This window comes from Sphingomonas sp. FG14 (assembly GCF_057809675.1).
Genome location: NZ_JBMDKK010000008.1, coordinates 46,250 through 64,110, shown reverse-complemented (window position 1 = coordinate 64,110; position 17,861 = coordinate 46,250). Strand labels below are relative to the sequence as shown.

General features: G+C 67.4%; 17 protein-coding genes. 6 read left to right on the top strand and 11 right to left on the bottom strand.

Features of this window, described 5'->3' with window-relative positions; all coding sequences use genetic code 11:
• The first annotated feature begins 53 nt into the window (after positions 1-53).
• The 3 genes from ACODTA_RS19890 to ACODTA_RS19880 are packed head-to-tail and all read left to right on the top strand — an operon-like array spanning position 54 to position 4,490.
• Positions 54-1,661, top strand: a complete 1,608-nt coding sequence (locus ACODTA_RS19890; protein WP_489067827.1) for a glycerol-3-phosphate dehydrogenase/oxidase — start codon at positions 54-56, stop codon at positions 1,659-1,661.
• On the top strand, positions 1,658-3,061 hold the full coding sequence (locus ACODTA_RS19885) for an FAD-binding oxidoreductase (protein WP_489067825.1): 1,404 nt from the start codon (positions 1,658-1,660) through the stop codon (positions 3,059-3,061). Before ACODTA_RS19890 ends, ACODTA_RS19885 begins: the two co-directional genes overlap by 4 nt.
• Positions 3,054-4,490 (top strand): FGGY family carbohydrate kinase, encoded by a 1,437-nt coding sequence (locus tag ACODTA_RS19880; protein WP_489067823.1) that lies wholly within the window; start codon positions 3,054-3,056, stop codon positions 4,488-4,490. The genes ACODTA_RS19885 and ACODTA_RS19880 overlap by 8 nt, the downstream gene beginning before the upstream one ends.
• Positions 4,491-4,600: 110 nt before the next feature.
• On the opposite strand, the gene ACODTA_RS19875 is transcribed toward ACODTA_RS19880, so the two are convergent.
• A complete protein-coding gene (locus ACODTA_RS19875) occupies positions 4,601-5,440 on the bottom strand; it encodes a sugar phosphate isomerase/epimerase family protein (RefSeq protein WP_489067821.1) in 840 nt (279 codons plus the stop codon).
• A 73-nt stretch (positions 5,441-5,513) separates the two neighbouring features.
• On the opposite strand from ACODTA_RS19875, the gene ACODTA_RS19870 reads away from it, so the two are divergent.
• Both ACODTA_RS19870 and ACODTA_RS19865 read left to right on the top strand, forming a co-directional pair.
• Positions 5,514-6,848 (top strand): spinster family MFS transporter, encoded by a 1,335-nt coding sequence (locus tag ACODTA_RS19870; protein ID WP_489067819.1) that lies wholly within the window; start codon positions 5,514-5,516, stop codon positions 6,846-6,848.
• A complete protein-coding gene (locus ACODTA_RS19865; RefSeq protein ID WP_489067817.1) occupies positions 6,848-8,008 on the top strand; it encodes an iron-containing alcohol dehydrogenase in 1,161 nt (386 codons plus the stop codon). Before ACODTA_RS19870 ends, ACODTA_RS19865 begins: the two co-directional genes overlap by 1 nt.
• Positions 8,009-8,146: 138 nt before the next feature.
• Here ACODTA_RS19865 and ACODTA_RS19860 read toward each other — a convergent pair whose 3' ends face one another.
• From ACODTA_RS19860 to ACODTA_RS19850, 3 genes are read right to left on the bottom strand one after another with little or no spacing between them, the layout of a single operon-like run.
• Positions 8,147-9,211, bottom strand: coding sequence for an LLM class flavin-dependent oxidoreductase (locus tag ACODTA_RS19860; protein ID WP_489067815.1), 1,065 nt, complete (start codon positions 9,209-9,211; stop codon positions 8,147-8,149).
• Positions 9,208-10,128 carry an aldo/keto reductase gene (locus tag ACODTA_RS19855; protein ID WP_489067813.1) on the bottom strand — a complete coding sequence of 307 codons (921 nt, stop codon included), beginning with the start codon at positions 10,126-10,128 and terminating at the stop codon, positions 9,208-9,210. Before ACODTA_RS19855 ends, ACODTA_RS19860 begins: the two co-directional genes overlap by 4 nt.
• 49 nt (positions 10,129-10,177) lie before the next feature.
• A complete protein-coding gene (locus ACODTA_RS19850) occupies positions 10,178-11,434 on the bottom strand; it encodes an MFS transporter (RefSeq protein ID WP_489067811.1) in 1,257 nt (418 codons plus the stop codon).
• Positions 11,435-11,553: 119 nt separating this feature from the next.
• On the opposite strand from ACODTA_RS19850, the gene ACODTA_RS19845 reads away from it, so the two are divergent.
• The gene (locus tag ACODTA_RS19845) at positions 11,554-12,594 is read left to right on the top strand and encodes a YeiH family protein (RefSeq protein WP_489067809.1); all 1,041 of its coding nucleotides are present in this window, start codon (positions 11,554-11,556) and stop codon (positions 12,592-12,594) included.
• Between the two features lie 48 nt (positions 12,595-12,642).
• Here the strand turns inward: ACODTA_RS19845 and ACODTA_RS19840 are convergent, their stop codons facing one another.
• The 7 genes from ACODTA_RS19840 to ACODTA_RS19810 all read right to left on the bottom strand — a co-directional run bounded on the left by ACODTA_RS19840 (position 12,643) and on the right by ACODTA_RS19810 (position 17,807).
• Positions 12,643-13,650: a LacI family DNA-binding transcriptional regulator gene (locus tag ACODTA_RS19840; protein ID WP_489067807.1), complete on the bottom strand. Its 1,008-nt coding sequence runs from the start codon at positions 13,648-13,650 to the stop codon at positions 12,643-12,645.
• Positions 13,647-14,114: a MarR family winged helix-turn-helix transcriptional regulator gene (locus ACODTA_RS19835; RefSeq protein ID WP_489067805.1), complete on the bottom strand. Its 468-nt coding sequence runs from the start codon at positions 14,112-14,114 to the stop codon at positions 13,647-13,649. The genes ACODTA_RS19840 and ACODTA_RS19835 overlap by 4 nt, the downstream gene beginning before the upstream one ends.
• Before the next feature lie 34 nt (positions 14,115-14,148).
• The gene (gene dapD, locus ACODTA_RS19830) at positions 14,149-14,985 is read right to left on the bottom strand and encodes a 2,3,4,5-tetrahydropyridine-2,6-dicarboxylate N-succinyltransferase (RefSeq protein WP_489067803.1); all 837 of its coding nucleotides are present in this window, start codon (positions 14,983-14,985) and stop codon (positions 14,149-14,151) included.
• Complete coding sequence (locus ACODTA_RS19825; protein ID WP_489067990.1) at positions 14,986-15,657, bottom strand: pyrimidine 5'-nucleotidase; 672 nt, start codon at positions 15,655-15,657, stop codon at positions 14,986-14,988.
• A gap of 124 nt (positions 15,658-15,781) precedes the next feature.
• The gene (locus ACODTA_RS19820) at positions 15,782-16,135 is read right to left on the bottom strand and encodes a HesB/IscA family protein (protein ID WP_489067801.1); all 354 of its coding nucleotides are present in this window, start codon (positions 16,133-16,135) and stop codon (positions 15,782-15,784) included.
• A complete protein-coding gene (locus ACODTA_RS19815; RefSeq protein WP_489067799.1) occupies positions 16,135-16,608 on the bottom strand; it encodes an SUF system Fe-S cluster assembly protein in 474 nt (157 codons plus the stop codon). The genes ACODTA_RS19820 and ACODTA_RS19815 overlap by 1 nt, the downstream gene beginning before the upstream one ends.
• Positions 16,605-17,807, bottom strand: a complete 1,203-nt coding sequence (locus ACODTA_RS19810; RefSeq protein ID WP_489067797.1) for a cysteine desulfurase — start codon at positions 17,805-17,807, stop codon at positions 16,605-16,607. Before ACODTA_RS19810 ends, ACODTA_RS19815 begins: the two co-directional genes overlap by 4 nt.
• Positions 17,808-17,861: the final 54 nt, after the last annotated feature.

Sequence of the window (17,861 nt, the reverse complement as noted above, 5' to 3'; positions counted from 1 at the left end):
TCATTCCCGTTTTGCATTACCAGTGCCATGATCATTCGCATAGCGTGCATCCCATGACGACGACCGCTCTCGATGCCCGGGCACGCCGCGCAACCTTCGCCAGGCTGGAGGGCGGCGTGTTCGATCTCGCCGTGATCGGCGGCGGCATCACCGGCGCTGGCATCGCACGCGACGCGGCGATGCGTGGGCTGTCGGTCGCGCTGGTCGAGGCACGCGATTATGCGAGCGGCACCAGCAGCCGCAGTTCGAAGATGATCCATGGCGGGCTGCGCTATCTAGCGCAGGGTGACGTCGCGCTGGTGCGCGAGGCCGCGTCGGAGCGACAGGTGGTGCGCCGCATCGCCCCGCATCTGACCCGGCTTTCGCAATTCCTGATCCCGACCGTTTCGATGGCGATGGCCGCGAAGCTGCGCGCGGGCCTGTGGACCTTCGAGAAATTGGGCGGCGTTCCCGATTCCGAGCGTCACGAGGTGATCGGCCTGAGCGACCTGCAAAAGCGCGAGCCGCTGATGCGCACCGCCGGGCTCAACGGCGCGATCCTCTATCCCGAATTCCTGACCGACGATGCGCGGCTGGTGCTCGCCAATATCCGTTCGGCACAGGCGGCGGGCGCGGTGGTCCTCAATCATGCCGAGGCGGCGCAGCTCATCGTCGAGGACGGACGGATCTCCGGCCTGGTCGTGCGTTCGTCGCTTGGCGGCGAGAATGCCGGCGCGCGGATCCGCGCGCGGCTGGTCGTCAACGCAGCCGGCGCCTGGGTCGATCGCGTGCGCGCGCTCGAGGCGAACGAGGACGCAGCCCGACTGTCGCTGAGCCGCGGCATCCATCTGGTGCTGCCGCGCGCGCGGCTGCCGGTGAATGCGACCCTGATCATCCGCGCGCCCGACAAGCGCAGCATCTTCGCGGTGCCGCGCGGCGCCTTCACCTATCTCGGCACCACCGACGTCTTTCATGCCGATGCCGATTATTGGCCCGCGCCCGCGCGCGACGATGTCGATTATCTGCTGCGCGCAACCGACGCCGCGCTCGACATCGCGCCGATCGCCGATGACGAGATCGTGGCGCTCTGGTCGGGCGTGCGGCCGCTGATCGCCCAGCCCGGCAAAAAGGCCAACGAAGTCTCGCGCAAGGACGAGATCTGGACCTCGCCCTCAGGGCTGATCTCGATCGCGGGCGGCAAGCTGAGCGCCTATCGCGCCATGGCCGAACGCGTGGTGGACATGGTGGTGGAGCGGCTGGGTGCCACGACGCATCCCTGCTTCACCGCCGAGGCGGCGGTGCCCGGCGGCGGGCAGGTGATGCCGCTGGTCATGAACGGGCTCGATGCGCTCGATCCGACCGACGCCGAACGGCTGGCGGGATTGTATGGCGACGAGGCGACCGCGATCGTCGCGGCGGGCGGCGGCGTGGCCGCCGAAGCCGCACGCGCGGTGACGCATGAGGGTGCGGCAACGCTCGAGGATTATTGGGTCCGCCGCAGCGCGCGCGCCTGGTTCGACCATCGCGCCGGGCTGGACGCGCTCACACCGGCGGCGGAGGCGATGGGCGCGCTGCTCGGCTGGAACGCCACCGAACGCGCGGACCAGATCGCCGCCTGCGAAACCATCGAACGAGAGAGCCGCCTGGTCCTGACCGGCGCGGAACAGGGAGGAACCGAATGAGCGATATCGGCGAGGCGCTGATCCAGGCGATCGGGCCGGACAAAGTGGCGCGCGACGCGGCCGCACGCGATGCGCGGCGTTACGACCAATGGGCGGTCAAGCATCTGCGCGACTGGCGCGGCGAGGCCATCACGGCGCCCGGCTGGGTGGTGCGGCCGGGCTCGGTCGACGATGTCCGCTGCGTGGTGATGCTGGCGGCCGAACTGGGCGTGCCGCTCATCCCCTTCGGGCTTGGCAGCGGTGTCTGCGGCGGTGTCGAGCCTTCGGCCGATGCCATATTGCTCGACATGAGCACGATGAACGCCGTCCGCTTCATCGACGACCGCGATCTTCTCGCCGGTTTCGATGCCGGCATGAACGGGCTGGAGGCCGAACAAGCCGTCGCCGCGCAGGGCCTGACCATCGGCCATTGGCCGCAGTCGATCGCGATCAGCAGCGTCGGCGGCTGGGTGGCGACACGCGCCTCCGGGCAATTTTCGACCGCCTATGGCAATATCGAGGATATCATCCATTCGATCGAGGCGGTGATGCCCAATGGCGAGCTGGTGACATTGGGGAAGGCGGTGCGCGCGGCCGCCGGCCCCGATCTGCGCCATCTGCTGATGGGCGCCGAAGGCACGATGGGCGTGATCACCGCCGTCACCCTGTCGTTGCGCGAGAAAGCCGCGCATCGCGGTTACAGCATCTATTATGCCGACGACATGGCTGCGGGTTTCGAGGCGCAGCGCCGCATCATCCGTGCCGACTGGCGCCCGCCGGTGATGCGCCAATATGACGGGCGCGAGGTGCGCCGCCTGTTCCGCGAGCATGAGCGCGGCGGCAAGGCGATGCTGCTGATGATCCATGAAGGCCCGCAGGCGCGCGTCGATGCGGAGCTGGCGGCGATCACCGAGATCGCGGGCGCGGCCGGGCTGGAACCGGGCGATCCCGCCGCCGCAAAGACCTGGATCGAACGGCGCAACCATGTGCCGAGCTGGCGCGACATGTTCGAGCGCGGCTATGTCGCCGACACGGTCGAAATCTCGGGCCGCTGGAGCGAGATCGGCGCGATCTACGACGACGCGATCACCGCTCTCAATGCGGTGCCAGGCGTGATCAACGCGTCGGCGCACAGCTCGCACGTCTATCGATCGGGCATCAATCTCTATTTCAGCTTCGCCGCCACCTTCGAGGACAGCGCGAGGATGGAGCCCGCCTATTTCGCGTGCTGGCGCGCGATCATGGAGGCGACCGCGAAACATGGCGGCGGCGTCGCCCACCATCACGGTGCCGGGCGACTGCGCAAACCCTATCTCCATCACGATCTGGGCGAGAGTGGGGTGTCGTTGCTGCGCAGGATCAAATCCGCCGTCGATCCGCAGGGTATCATGAATCCGGGCAATCTCATCCCCGATGCCTGAGCTGCTGCTCGCGCTCGATGCGGGCACCACCGGTGCCCGCGCCATGCTGGTCGATCCGGCCGGCATGGTCGTCGGGCTCGACAAACGGCCGTTCACGACGGCCTATCCCGCACCCGGCCTTGTCGAACAGGATGGGGCGGCGGTGTGGGAAATCTGCCGCGCGGTGATCGCCGGGGCGCTGGCGAATGCCGGGCGGACGATCGCCGATGTGGCCGCGATCGGCGTCACCACCCAGCGCGCGAGTGTCGTGTTATGGGATCGGACAACGGGAGAACCGGTCGCGCCGATCCTGATCTGGAGCGACCTGCGCGGCATGGAGGCGTACAAGGCGCTGCGCGCCGCCGGCTTCATATCCTGGCCGCAAGTCCCCTCCGCCAAGCTGCCGGCGGCGATCGCCCTGGCCGATCGGCCCGTGGGTGATCTGTGCTGGGGCACGCTCGATTCCTATCTGGTCCATCGGCTGAGCGGCGGGGCCGCCCATGTCACCGACGCGTCCTGCGCGTGGATGACGGGCTATTTCGACTATGCCGGCGGCAATGGCTGGGACGGCGTGCTGATCGCACATCAGCGCCTGCCCGAAAGCCTGTTCCCCCGGCTGGCGGAAAGCTGGGGGCCGATTGCCATGACCGACGCCGCGACGATGGGCGCGGCGGTGCCGGTCACCGCGCTGGTCGCCGATCAGCAAGCCGGCATGGTCGCGCATGGCGCCCTGGCGCGCGGCGCATGGAAAGCGACCTATGGCACATCGGGCGTGCTGATGGCGGGCACCGGAGAAGCACCGCTCTCCCCCCACACCAGCATGCCGGCAGAGGCGCTGGCCTTTGCCGGCGGCCGGCGGCGCTTCTGCATCGAGGGCATGGTGATCACCACCGGGTCGCTGATCGAATGGCTGTGCGGACCGCTGGGCCTGTTCGCGTCACCCGCCGCGCTCGAGGCGGCGGCGCGGTCGGTGCCCGACACTGGCGGTGTCGTGATGCGCCCCTCGCTCCAGGGCATGGGCGCACCGCATGGTCGCTTCGCCGCGCGCGGACTGATCGGCGGCATGAGCTTCGCGACAACGCCCGCGCATATCGCGCGCGCGGCGCTCGAGGCCATCGCCTTCCGCTTCCGCGACATCGCGGACCTGATCGCGGCGGTGCCGGGACTGGACGTGCCGGAGGCCTTGCCCGTCGATGGCGGGCTGGCCGAAAGCGGCACGATGCTCCAGCTTCAGGCCGATGTGCTACAGCGGCCAGTGCGACGCCATGCGGTACGCGAGGGCACCGCCTATGGCGCGGCGCTCGCCGCCGGGCTCGGCGCGGGACTGATCGGCGAAAGCGACCTGCCCGACTTTGCGCGCTACGATGCCGAGTTCATGCCGGCGATCGGCCGTGACGAGGCCGATGCAGCTTATGCGAAATGGTCGGCCACGATCGGCGTGGAGGCGTGATCCCAGCCACCCCCACCCTGTCATCCCCGCGAACGCGGGGATCCAGAGTCGGTCGCGCGGACGTTCGACATCGCCTGGATTCCCGCGTTCGCGGGGATGACACAGACGATTCAGGGCGCCCCGTTCACTTCGCGCCACACCGCCCGGACGATATCGCGCATGTCCTGCGCCTCTTCCCAGCGATCGGTGAGTTCCCGCCCATCGGGCGCGGTGATCGCATAGGGCGGCGGGCCGAGTTCGCACATGAAGGTGAGCGCATCGTCTGCGCCTGCCTGCGCCAGCCAGAGTTCAAAGCCGCGACGCCACCACGCTATATGCTGGTCGAGCCAGCCGGCATGCTGCGGCGCGCGCATCGCCACCTGCACCTGATGCGTGGTCGAGACGCGACCGTGGAAATTGCGGCAGCGCTTCAGGATCGCCTCGATCGCGGCAAGCTGGTCGGCGCGCAGCGGCAATTCCATCTCGCCGGCGACGGGATAATGCGACAGGTCACCGGTCAGCGGCAGATCGGGCCGCGCTTCGAGCAGGCGCAATGTGAAGAGCAGATCGTTGGTCAGCCGGCCGCGATGTGTTTCGAACCAGACGGGCAGCGGCGCCGCTTCGGCGAGCGGAACCAGGCTGTCGACCAGCGCCAGCGCATCGGACAGATGCGCGACCGGCCCCGCGATCTGGACGTTCAGGTGATGCGCGCCCAGCCGGTGCGCCTCGTCGATATAGGCAGCGAGCTGGTCGGCATGATGGACGAGCACCTGCCCCTCCCAGGCCAGGCCCCGGGAATTCATCGCTCGCGCGACGCCGGCGGTGCGCGCGACCCGCGCGATATTGACGCCGACGCCGTCGAAGCCGGCCGCGACGACGCGCTCGAGCGCGGCATCGAGATCATTCTCGATATCGAAGCCAGGACATTTGTCGAGACCCCAGACCGACTGCAGGACCAGCAGATTCGCCATATCGCCCCTTTCCGACAACGCTGCCATAAGAGGCGTGCGGATCGGCATGTCAATCGATCCCGGAGAGGATGCCATGACTGAACCACAGGCCACGGCGCCCGCCGTCGCGCCGGTCTCGACCGGCTATCGCCGCTATGCGCTGTGCGTGTTGCTGGTCATCTACATCCTCAACTTCCTCGACCGCCAGATCGTCTCGATCCTGGCCGAGCCGATCAAACACGATCTCCATCTGGCCGACTGGCAATTGGGCCTGATGACGGGCTTGGCATTCGCTCTGTTCTACACGGTGCTGGGCATTCCGATCGCGCGCGTGGCCGAAACCGGCAATCGCCCGCGGATCATCGCGGCGGCGGCGGGCGCGTGGAGCCTGTTCACCATCGCCTGCGGCTTCGCGCAGAATTTCGTCCAGCTCGTGCTCTGCCGGATCGGCGTCGGCATCGGCGAAGCCGGCTGCACGCCGCCGGCGCATTCGCTCATCACCGACTACACCCCGCGCGAGAAACGCGCCTCCGCGCTCGCCTTCTATTCATTGGGCATTCCGCTCGGCGGGCTGTTCGGCATGGGGCTGGGCGGCGTCATCGCCGATGCTCATGGCTGGCGCACCGCCTTTCTCGTTGCGGGCATTCCCGGGATTTTGATGGCGCTGGTGGCGGCCACGACATTGGTCGAGCCGCGCAGCCGGCTCGCCGCCGACCTCGCCGCCCGCCGCGCCGCCCGCCCGCCCTTTCGGGAAGCGATGGCGGAGATCCGCTCCAAGCGCAGCTTCTGGCTGATCGCTTTCGCCGCCGCGATCAAGGCGTTTATCGGCTATGGTGCCGCCGCCTTTCTCGCCCCCTTCTTCTTCCGCAATCATGCCGCCGAACTCACCCTGATCGCGAAGGATTTCGGGCTGGGGCTCACCGGGTTCCTGGGCATCACGCTAGGCATCGTGCTGGGGCTCACCGGCGCCGTCGGCACCTGGATGGGCGGATATCTGGCGGACAAATACGGCGCGCGCGATCTGCGCGCCTATGTCTCGATCCCCGCCATTTCGACGCTGATGGGCATTCCCTTCTACATTGCCGGTCTGCTTTCGGAATCGGCGGTGTTCGCGCTGGTGATGTTCGCCTTCCCGCCACTGCTCAACACGCTCTGGTACGGGCCGGGCTATGCGGCCGTGCAGGGGCTCGTGCAGCCGCAGAACCGCGCAACCGCGTCGGCGGTGCTGCTGTTCCTGATCAACCTGATCGGCCTGGGGCTCGGCCCGCTCGGCGTCGGCGCCGTCAGCGACCTGATCAGCGGCCCCATGGGCCTGGGCATGGCGGAAGGGGTGCGCTGGTCACTGATGATCTTCATCCTGTTCGGCGCGCTTGCCTCCACTCTATTCTGGATGGCCCGAAAGTCGATTCGCGAGGAAATGGTTAGCTGATGATCGCCCACATATCCCTGCCCCGGATCTTCCGCATCGGCGGCGGCGCCAGCCGCGAGCTGCCACAGGTTCTGGGGATGCTCGGCCTGTCGCGCCCGCTGATCGTCACCGACGGTTTTCTGGTCGGCCAGGGCTGGGTGGCCCGGATCGAGGACGAGTTGAGGGCTGCCGGCATGGCATGCCGCGTCTTCGCGGATACGGTTCCCGATCCGACGATCGCCTCGATCGATGCCGGTGTCGCCTTTCTCGCCGCGGGCGATCACGACTGCGTGGTGGGCTTTGGCGGCGGCAGCTCGCTCGACAGCGCCAAGGCGATCGCGATGCTCGGCGTGCATGGCGGCGCGATGGCGGATTACAAGGCGCCCCACATCCAGGACGTCGCCGGCCTGCCGGTGATCGCGATCCCCACCACCGCCGGCACCGGATCCGACGCGACGCGCTTCACCATCGTCACGGACGAGGTCACCGACGAGAAGATGCTCTGCCCCGGCCTCGCCTATCTGCCGGTGGCCGCGCTCGTCGATTACGAACTGACGCTCACCAAGCCACGCCGCCTGACCGCCGATACCGGCATCGATTCGCTGACCCATGCGATCGAGGCCTATGTGTCGAAGCGCGCCAATCCGTTCAGCGACGGCATGGCGCTGCTTGCCATGCGCGCGATCGCGCCCAATCTTCGCCGCGTCTGCGCCGATCCCGAGGACCGCTCCGCGCGCGAAGCGATGATGCTCGGCGCGACCCAGGCGGGCATCGCCTTCTCCAACAGTTCGGTCGCGCTCGTCCATGGCATGAGCCGGCCGATCGGCGCGCACTTCCATGTACCGCACGGCCTGTCCAATGCGATGCTGCTGCCCGCCGTCACTGCCTGGTCGGCACCCGCCGCCCTCACCCGCTACGCCGATTGCGCGCGCGCCATGGGCATCGCCGACGAGCGCGAAGGCGACCAGTCGGCGGTCGCGCGGCTGCTCGAGGAACTGACCGTGCTCAACCGCGAACTCGATGTGCCCGGCCCGGCGGCATGGGGCATCGACGCGGCACGCTGGGACGCGCTGGTGCCCACCATGTGCGCGCAGGCGCTGGCATCGGGATCGCCGGCGAACAATCCGCGCGTGCCGGATGCGGCGGACATCGCCGAGCTCTACGCGCAGGTCTGGGGCTGACGATCCAAAACTGACCGTTGGCTTCGAGCGCAGGTTCGAGCTTGCCGAGAACCGCAGTCGAGAAGACCCCGGCTCAAGACCTTCTCGACGGTCGCGTCCCGGCTTCGCTCGACGCTGCTCGAAGCAAACGGTGGGGGATCAGATCAACGGCCCGTGATCGATCCGGGGCAGCACATGCCGGGCGAACAGATCGGCTTCCGCCGCATGCGGATAACCCGACAGGATGAACGCCTCGATCCCCATCGCGCGATAGCTTTCGAGCTTCGCGAGCACCTGATCGGGATCGCCGACGATGGCGGCGCCGCAGCCCGAACGAGCGCGGCCGATGCCGGTCCACAGATTCTCCTCGGCATAGCCGTCGTCGGACGCCGCCTCGCGCAGCGCGACCTGGGCGTTGACGCCGGCCGAGGTGGAATCCAGCGACTTGGCCTTGATCGCGGCACCGGTCTGGGCATCGAGCTTCGACAGCAGCCGATCGGCGGCGGTACGCGCCTCCGCTTCGGTATCGCGCACCACGACATGGGCACGATAGCCGAAGCGCAGCGTGCGGCCGTGCTTTGCGGCGCGCGCGGTCATGTCGGCGATGATCTCACGGACCACCTCCTGCCGGTCGGGCCACATCAGATAGACGTCGCAGCCCTTGGCCGCCGCCTCACGCGCGTCGGGCGACAATCCGCCGAAATAGAGCTGCGGCGCCTTGCCGGAGACCGTGCCGATGCGCGGCGGATCGAGCTTCAGCTTCCAGAACTCGCCGTCGTGATCGAGCGCCTCGCCGTTGAGTAAGGTCTTGAGGATGTGCATCGCCTCGACCGTGCGCGCATAGCGCGGCGCCGAAGCCAGCGTCTCTCCGGGCATGTCGGACGAGATGATATTGACCGTCAGCCGGCCACCCAGGATGCGATCGATCGTCGCGATCTGGCGCGCGAGCTGTGGCGGCCAAGTTTCGCCGATGCGCACCGCCATCAACAGGCGAATGCGCTTGACGAGCGTCGCGATCGCGGCGGCGAAGGCGGTGGTGTCGATGCCCAGCGCATAGCCCGACGGCAGCAGGATATTGTCGAACCCGCCGCTTTCGGCCTGAAGCACGATATCGCGGCAATGCTCCCAGCTCGATTTGAGCTTCGCGTCGGGAACGCCGAGAAATTCGTAATCGTCGTCGCACAGAGCCGAGAACCAGCTGATCTCGCAAGCGCCCTTGGTCATGGCAGCTTCTCTCCCATCGATGTCTGCAAAACCGCGTACCATTCCGCGCGCGTCCAGCGGGGGACGAGCGCCTGGGGTATCTCGCCGATACGCTCCGGATTCTGGGTGCCGACGATCGGGATCGGCCGCGCCGGATGCGCCATGATCCAGCTATAGGCGGCGGCGGCACGCGAGACGCCATAGGCATCCGCCTTCAGGTCGAGCAGCGCGGCCACCGCATGGACATGATCGTCGATCGGCCGGGCGAGACGCCCGCCGCCGAGCGGCGACCAGGCGAGCACCGCCATCTCCCCCGCCATCGCCTGATCGAGCACGCCATCGGTCAGCGGGCCGAGCGCCAGCGCCGAGAATTCGGGCTGGTGGCTTGCGAGCGGCACGGGCAGGAACTTGGCAAGCCCGGCCGCCTGCGCGGCGCTGTGGTTAGAAACGCCGATCGCGGCGATCTTGCCCGCGCGATGCGCATCCTCAAGCGCGCGCGCTGCTTCCTGCGGATGCGTCAGCATGTCGGGACGGTGGATCTGCCACAGCTCGACGCGATCGACGCTCAGCCGCGTCAATGACGCGTCGATCGCCGACGTCAGATAGGATGCGCTCGAATCATAGGGCACGCCCATGACGATGCCGCCCTTGGTCGCCAGCACCATGCGATCGCGCAGCCCCGGGGTCTCGGCGAACACGCGCCCCAGCAGCGCCTCCGCCGCGCCGAAGGGCTCGCCATTGTCGGGGCCGTAAATGTCCGCCGTGTCGAACAGCGTGACGCCCGCCGCCAGCGCCGCTTCGACGCGCGCGCGCGCCGCCGAAATATCGTCGCCGGCGAAGCGCCACATGCCCCAGGCGATCGGCGAAACGGAGATGCCGCTCCGGCCGAGCGGAAGCGTGGATGGTGGCGGGGGAAGATGATCTGATATCGCTGTCATATGACATGATCCTGACTGTTTGGGAAGAGGGCGATATGCATTTCAGCATTCAGTGCGCGAGGATCGGCGGCGTATCTTCCGGCACATCCTCGTCATCCGCGACGATTTTGGGCAGGATGAGTTGGACCGCCGCAAGCGCCAGCAGATAGGTCACCGCGCAGACGAGCAGCATCGGCAGATAGCCATGGCCCGCATCGAGCGACCAGCCTGCGAACTCGATCATGCCCATGCCGCTGAGATTGCCGGCGAAGGCGCCGATGCCGATCGCCGAGCCGACGATGCGCGCCGGGAACACGTCGGTGGTCAGGCCAAACACATTGGTCGAGAAACCCTGATGCGCGAACAGCGCCAGCCCCAGGATCAGCGCCGCGATCCAGGCGCTCTCGGCGTGGACGAGCAAGGGCACGGGCAGGATCAGCAGCGCATAGATCAGCATCGTCGTCTTGCGCGCGGCGTTGAGCGTCCAGCCGCGCCCCATCAGCCGCGCGGGCAGATAGCCGCCGGTCAGCCCGCCGAGCGCGGCCATGAAATAGACGAGCGCGACGGGCAGGCCCAGCGTGCCCTGGCTCAGCCCGAACAGCCGGTGGAAAAGATCGGGCATGAAGAACAGCAGGAACCACCAGACCTGATCGGTCAGCGCCTTGGCGAGGATCACCGCCCATTGCCGCCGGTCGCTCAGCAGCGAGCGCCAGGGAACCTTGGGCGCCGCCGCCTCCGCCGCCGCGCCGGGCTGTTCGGGCAGGCGGACGGCGAGCCACACCACAACCCAGACCAGGCCGAGTCCGCCCGCGATCAGGAATGTCGCCTGCCAGCCCATCGCCAGCGCCATGAGCGGGATCAGCAGCGGCGTCAGGATCGCGCCGACATTGGGGGCGATCCCGCCGATGCCCAGCGCGATCGAGCGTTCGCGCGCGTTGAAATAGGTGGCGGCGGTCTTCACCGCCGCCGGCGTGCCGATCGATTCGGCGGCGCCGAGCACGGCGCGCGACGTGACGAAGCCAGCAACGGTGGTGGCGAAGGCATGCGCCATGCCCGCCAGGCTCCAGACGCCGACGCCCAGCGCGAATCCCCAGCGCAGCCCCACCTTGTCGATGAACCAGCCGGTGCCCAGAAAGGCGAGCGCGGCGGAAAACTGAAAGGCCGAGGCCATGTGGCTGTAATCGCGGTCGCTCCAGTCGAACTCGGCCTGGAGCGTGGGCTTGAGCAAGGCCAGGATCTGGCGATCGACATAGTTGAGCACGATCGCGACGAATACGAGGCCGACGACGAGCCATCGCCTGCGATCGGCCATCTGCGCCTTGGTCATGCCCCTCATCCCTTCTCGACTTGTCGCCATAGGATAGCGCTGTCATAGACAAAGTGACAATGCTTAATCACAGCGTGCCAAAAAGGGCCACGGGGGAACGGGCAGTGAAGGACAGTGCGATGCAACGGCCGTTGCCGGCGGTGGCCGATCTCTATGGCGAACTTTACCAGCCCTCGTCGGTCCCAGGTCTGCGCGATCATATTCCCGGCCTGATCGTCACCGCCTTCGCCACGCTCGCGGCCGCCTATCTCTCCGATCATTATGGCGCGCCGCTGACCTTGATGGCGCTGCTCATCGGGCTGGCGCTCAATTTCCTCAATGCCGACAAGCGCCTTGCCCCCGGCCTCGCCTTCGCGTCGCGCACCTTGCTGCGCGCGGGCATCGTATTGGTCGGGCTGCGCGTCACCTTCGGGCAGATGGGGGAGCTTGGCCCGGCCGCGCTCGTCGCGATCCTGGTGATCGTCGGGCTGACGTTGGGCGCCGGCATCCTCGCCGCACGCGCCTTCGGCTTCAGCGCGGCCTTCGGCACGCTGGCGGGCGGCGCGGTCGCGATCTGCGGCGCCTCCGCCGCGATGGCGCTGGCGACCCTGCTCGGCGAGCGGCGAATCAGCCAGGCGCAACTCGCCCTGGTGCTGGTCGGCGTCTCCGCGATGAGTTCCTTCGCGATGTTCCTCTATCCGATCATCGCGCACCAGGCGGGGCTGGGCGACACGGCGGCGGGCTTCATGATCGGCGCATCGATCCACGACGTCGCGCAGGCACTGGGCGCCGGCTATTCCTTTTCCGAACATGCCGGCGAAACCGCCGCCATCGTCAAGCTGACCCGAGTCGCGCTGCTGGCGCCCGTGCTCGCCGTCGTCGCGATGTTCTTCCCCCTCGACAAGGGCGGCAGCGCGGGCATCGCCGCCCTGCCCTGGTTCGTGGTCGGCTTCTTCGCGCTCGCCGCCGTCAATTCGCTGGTCACGGTGCCGGCATCGGTGAGCAATGTCGCGCAGACCGGCGCTTCCGCCCTGCTCGCCTGCGCGGTGACCGCGACCGGCATCCGCTCGCCGATGGACAGCCTGCTCCGCGCGGGCGCCCGGCCGTTGCTGGTGATCCTGGGAGCGACGCTGGTCGCGTTGATGCTGAGCGCGCTCGGCGCCTTCACGCTGATTCGCTGAGAACCCGTTCAAACCGTTCGGGCTGAGCCCGAACAGGAAGCGGTGGGACTATCCCCCGCCCGGCTGCGCGGTCGATGCGCGGACGATCAGTTCATGATCGAGCCGCCGCCGCTCGACGCGCTCGTCGAACGCCAGCAGCAGATCGGCGGCGGCATAGCCGAGCGCGCGGATCGGCTGGCGGATCGTGGTGAGCGGCGGCCAAACCACTTGCGCCAGATCGGTGTCGTCGAAACCGGCGACCGACAATTGGCCGGGCACCGCGATACCGCGACGATGCGCGGTGGCGAGCACCCCCGCCGCCATCTCGTCGCTGCTCGCGAAGATCGCCGTCGGGGGCCGGTCGAGCGCGAGCAGCGCTTCCGCCGCCGCCGAACCCGATTGCAGATCGAACTGGCCGGCCTGGACCAGTGCGGGATCGAAGCCGATGCCGGCGCGCTGCAGCGCCTGACGATAGCCGGTCAGCCGCTGGCCGCTCGCGACATAATTGGCATGGCCCATCACCAGGCCGATCCGGCGATGGCCGAGACCGATCAGATGCGCGGTCATGTCGTCCGCCGCCTGGACATTGTCGATGAAGGAGGATGACGTCGCGGTCAGGTCCGTCCCCGGCTGTACGCGCACGAAGGGAATGCGCCGGCGTTCCAGTTCCTCCAGCGCGGGCGCGGCGTCAGCGACGGGGGGCGTCAGGATGATGCCGTCAAGCTGGGCCTGATCGATCAGGCTGCCGATATCGTCGATCAGCGCGGGCGAATGGATGTCGCAGGGCTGGACGATCATGCGGAAACCCGCCTCGCGGCAGCGCGCACCGACCCCGGCCTGCATGTTGTAGATATAATAGGGATTGGGATTGTCGTGGATCAGCCCGATCTGGAACGATCGCCGCCCGGCGAGCGTGCGCGCCGCGAGGCTGGGATGATAGTTGAGCCGCGCGACCGCCGCCTCGACGCGCAGGCGCGTGTCCTCGCTGACATATTTTTCCTTGTTGAGGACGCGCGAGACCGTCTTGATCGAGACGCCGGCCGCGTCGGACACGTCCTTGATCGTCGTCCGCGTCATGCCCCGGCATCCTCTGGGGCGAGCACGTCGAGCGCCGCCACTTCGATCCGGCGCAGCATCGTCATGAAACCGGACAGTTCCTCGCTGCCGAAATCCCTGAAGATCCGCGCTTCCAGTTCGAGCGCCTTGGGCGAGACATCGGCATATAGCGCCTGCCCCTCATCGGTGAGCGCGAGCAGGTGCGAGCGGCGATCGGCGCTGTGCGCGCTGCGTGCGATCAGCCCGCGATCGACCAGCGCGATCGCGGCGCGGCTGACCGTCACCTTGTCCATCCGGGTGCGCGTGCAGATGCGCTGCTGCGTCACCTGCCCTTCCTCGGCAATCACCGCGACCAGGCGCCATTCGGGGATCCTGAGCCCGAACAGCGCCTCATAGGCGCTGGCGATGATGTCGCTCACCACGTTGGAGGCGATCGACAGCCGGTAGGGGATGAAATCGTCGAGAACGAGGGAGGCGTGCGTCATGGCCGCGCACGATCCTCCCTTCGGTGCGTCGTCGTCAATCCCGCAACAGTTCGTTGATGCCGGTCTTGGCACGCGTCTGCGCATCGACGCGCTTGACGATCACCGCGCAGGCGAGGCTCGGTCCCGGCGAACCGTCGGCGAGCGGCTTGCCCGGAAGCGTGCCGGGCACGACCACCGAATAGGGCGGCACCTGGCCGATGAAGATCTCGCCGGTGTTGCGATCGACGATCTTGGTGGTCGAGGTGATGAACACGCCCATCGACAGCACCGAACCCTGGCCGACGATCACGCCTTCCACCACTTCGGAGCGCGCGCCGATGAAGCAGTCATCCTCGATGATCACGGGATTGGCCTGCAGCGGTTCGAGCACGCCGCCCAGACCGACGCCGCCCGAAAGATGGACATTGCGGCCGACCTGCGCGCAGCTTCCGACGGTCGCCCAGGTATCGACCATCGTGCCCTCGCCGACATAGGCGCCGATATTGACGAAGCTGGGCATCAGCACCACGCCCTTGTCGATGAACGCGCCGCGACGGACGACGCTGCCCGGCACCGCGCGGAAACCGGCGGCGCGGAAACGGTTCTCGCCCCAGCCGGCGAATTTCGACGGCACCTTGTCGAACCAGTTGGCGCCGCCCGGCCCCTCGATCACGACATTGTCGTTGAGCCGGAAGGAGAGCAGCACAGCCTTTTTGAGCCACTGATTGACCACCCAGTCGCCATCGACCTTCTCGGCGACACGCGCCTCGCCCGCGTCGAGCGCGGCCAGCGCATGCTCGACCGCGTCGCGGATCTCGCCCGTGGTGCCGAAACCCAAGGTATCGCGTGCGTCCCACGCAGCCTCGATCACCGCCTGCACGTCAGAACTCATTCATTCCCCCTTTTCAAGGACATGGTCCAGCCAATCGCCGAGATCGGCGGTTATATAATCGATCAGGTCGGCCTGTGCGTTGGCGCCGGCCTGTTCGGATCCGTTGTTCACCCAGACGGTCGTCATCCCCAGCGCCTTTGCCGGCACCAGGTTGCGCGCCATATCCTCGACGAACAGCGATTCGGGCGCCGCGATGCCGAGCACCGCGCACATCCGCTCATAACCCTCGGCATAGGGCTTGGGCCGATAGTCGAGCAGATGGATGTCGTAGATCGTCTCGAACAGATCGCCCAGCCCGAGCTTGTCGAGCACGCGCGCGGCATAGCTGGCGTCGCCGTTGGTGAAGACGATGCGCCGCCCGGGCAGCCGGGCGATGCCGTCGATCACGCGGTGGTCGGGAACCAGCCGGTCCATCGGCACGTCATGGACGAAGCGGAGGAATTCGTGCGGGTCGACCTGATGGTCGGCCATCAAACCGGCCAGGGTGGTGCCGTGGGCGTGGAAATACCCCTTCTGCACCTTGCGCGCCGCGATCCGGTCGACGCCGAGCAGCCCGCCGATATACTCGCCCATCCGCGCATCGATCAGCGCGAACAGATCCGCCGACGACAGATAAAGCGTATTATCCAGATCGAAGATCCAGTTGCGGATATGGGCGAGCGCTGGGTCCATGACAGGATCGGGCCTGTAGCCGAGGGGCCGGCCGGCGGCAATGGCGGTGCCGGCGGGCCAATATGCGATCTCGAAGATGCTGCGCATCCTCGATCGATTCGCTCAAGCGCCGCGCATCCCGGTATCAGACGGTAAAGCTTTCCCCGCAGCCGCACGCGCCCTTCGCGTTGGGATTTTCGAACACGAAGCCGGCGGTGAAATCATCCTCCACCCAGTCCATCTTCGAACCGATCAGATAGAGGATCGACGCTCCGTCGACAAAGAACAGGCCGCCCGGCGTCTCGATCCGCTCGTCGAAGCCATTGGCTTCGCTGACATAGTCGACCGAATAGGCCAAACCGGAGCAGCCCCGGCGTGGCGTCGAAAGCTTGACGCCAATCGCGCCCTCCGGCGCGTTCGCCATCAACTCCGCGATACGCTTTTCAGCGCCCGAGGTAAGCGTAAGAGCGGCAGGGCGGGTGCGCGTTGCCGTCGTCATCACAGCATTCCCAGTTCGAGCTTGGCCTCGTCCGACATTTTCTGCGGATCCCATGGCGGATCCCAGACCAGATTGACCTCGGCCGATCCGACGCCGGGCACGGACCCGACGCGCAGTTCGACCTCGCCGGGCATCGATTCGGCGACGGGGCAATGCGGCGTGGTGAGCGTCATGGTCACCACGGCATGGCCGTCATCGGTGATATCGACGCCGTAGATCAGGCCCAAATCGTAGATATTTACCGGAATCTCCGGATCGTAGATCTCCTTGAGCGATCCGATCACCGCTTCGTAGAGATCGCCGCCCGGCTGCCCCGCCGGATCGGCGACCGGCGCCTGCGCCAGGAAACCTTCCAGATAATCGCGCTTGCGCTCGAAGATGTCGCGCGGCGCCTCCGCGTCCTCGACGCGCGCCTTGGGCGGCTTTTCGGCCGCATCGACCTGCTCGATCTCGATCCTGCGTTCGTCGCTCACCCGAAGATCCTCGTCACTCTTTCGATACCCTTCACCAGCGCGGCGACATCGGCCTCGCTATTGTAAACGCCGAAGCTTGCGCGCGCGGTGGCGTCGACGCCCAGATGCGCCATCAGCGGCTGCGCGCAATGATGGCCGGCGCGGATCGCCACATGCCCTTCATCCAATATGGTGCCGATATCGTGGGGATGAACCCCCTCGATGCCGAAGCTGACGATGCCCGCCGAATCCTCGGGCCCGAACAGGGTGAGGCTGTTGATCGTCGAAAGCGCCTCGCGTGTGACGCGGACCAGCGCGGTTTCGTGTGCGTGGATCGCTTCCAGCCCGATACCCTCAACATAGTCGATCGCGGCATGCAGGCCGAGCGCACCGACGATGTGCGGCGTGCCTGCCTCGAAGCGCGCGGGCGGCGGTGCATAGGTCGTGCGTTCGAACGTCACCCGATCGATCATCGCGCCGCCGCCATGCCAGGGCGGCATCGCATCGAGGATGTCCGGACGCGCCCAGAGCACGCCTAAGCCGGTGGGCCCGTAAAGCTTATGCGCCGAGAAGGCATAGAAATCGGCGCCGATCGCGGCGACATCGACCGGCAATCGCGGCACCGCCTGGCAGCCATCGAGCAGCAGCTTCGCACCGACCGCATGCGCCAGTTCGGCGGCGCGGCGGACATCGAGCACGGAACCCAGCACGTTCGAGACATGGGCGAGCGCGACCACCTTGTGCGCGGAGGTCAGCATCGCCTGAGCGGCATCGAGGTCGATACGGCCATCGGGCGTGAGCGGCACGACATCGATCTCGATGCCGATGCGATCGCGCAGCAACTGCCAGGGCACGATGTTGGAATGATGCTCCAGCATCGACAGCAGGATGCGGTCGCCGCGCTTGAGATGCGCCTGCCCCCAGCTTTGCGCGACAAGGTTGATGCTTTCGGTCGCACCGCGCGTGAAAACGATCTCCGACGCAGATCCCGCACCGATGAAGCGCGCCACGCGTTCGCGCGCCGCTTCATACGCGATCGTCATGTCGGCCGAGCGCTGGTAGACGCCGCGATGGACCGTGGCATAGGTTTCCGCATAGGCGCGATCGATCGCCGCGATCACCGGCGCCGGCTTCTGCGCGGTGGCGGCGGTGTCGAGATAGGCCCAGCCCGCCGGGATCGCGGGAAAATCCGCGAGATGATCAAGCGGACGGGTACCCACCTCCCCTCCCGCTTGCGGGAGGGGTCGGGGGAGGGTGTGTGTGGAGGGCTCGGA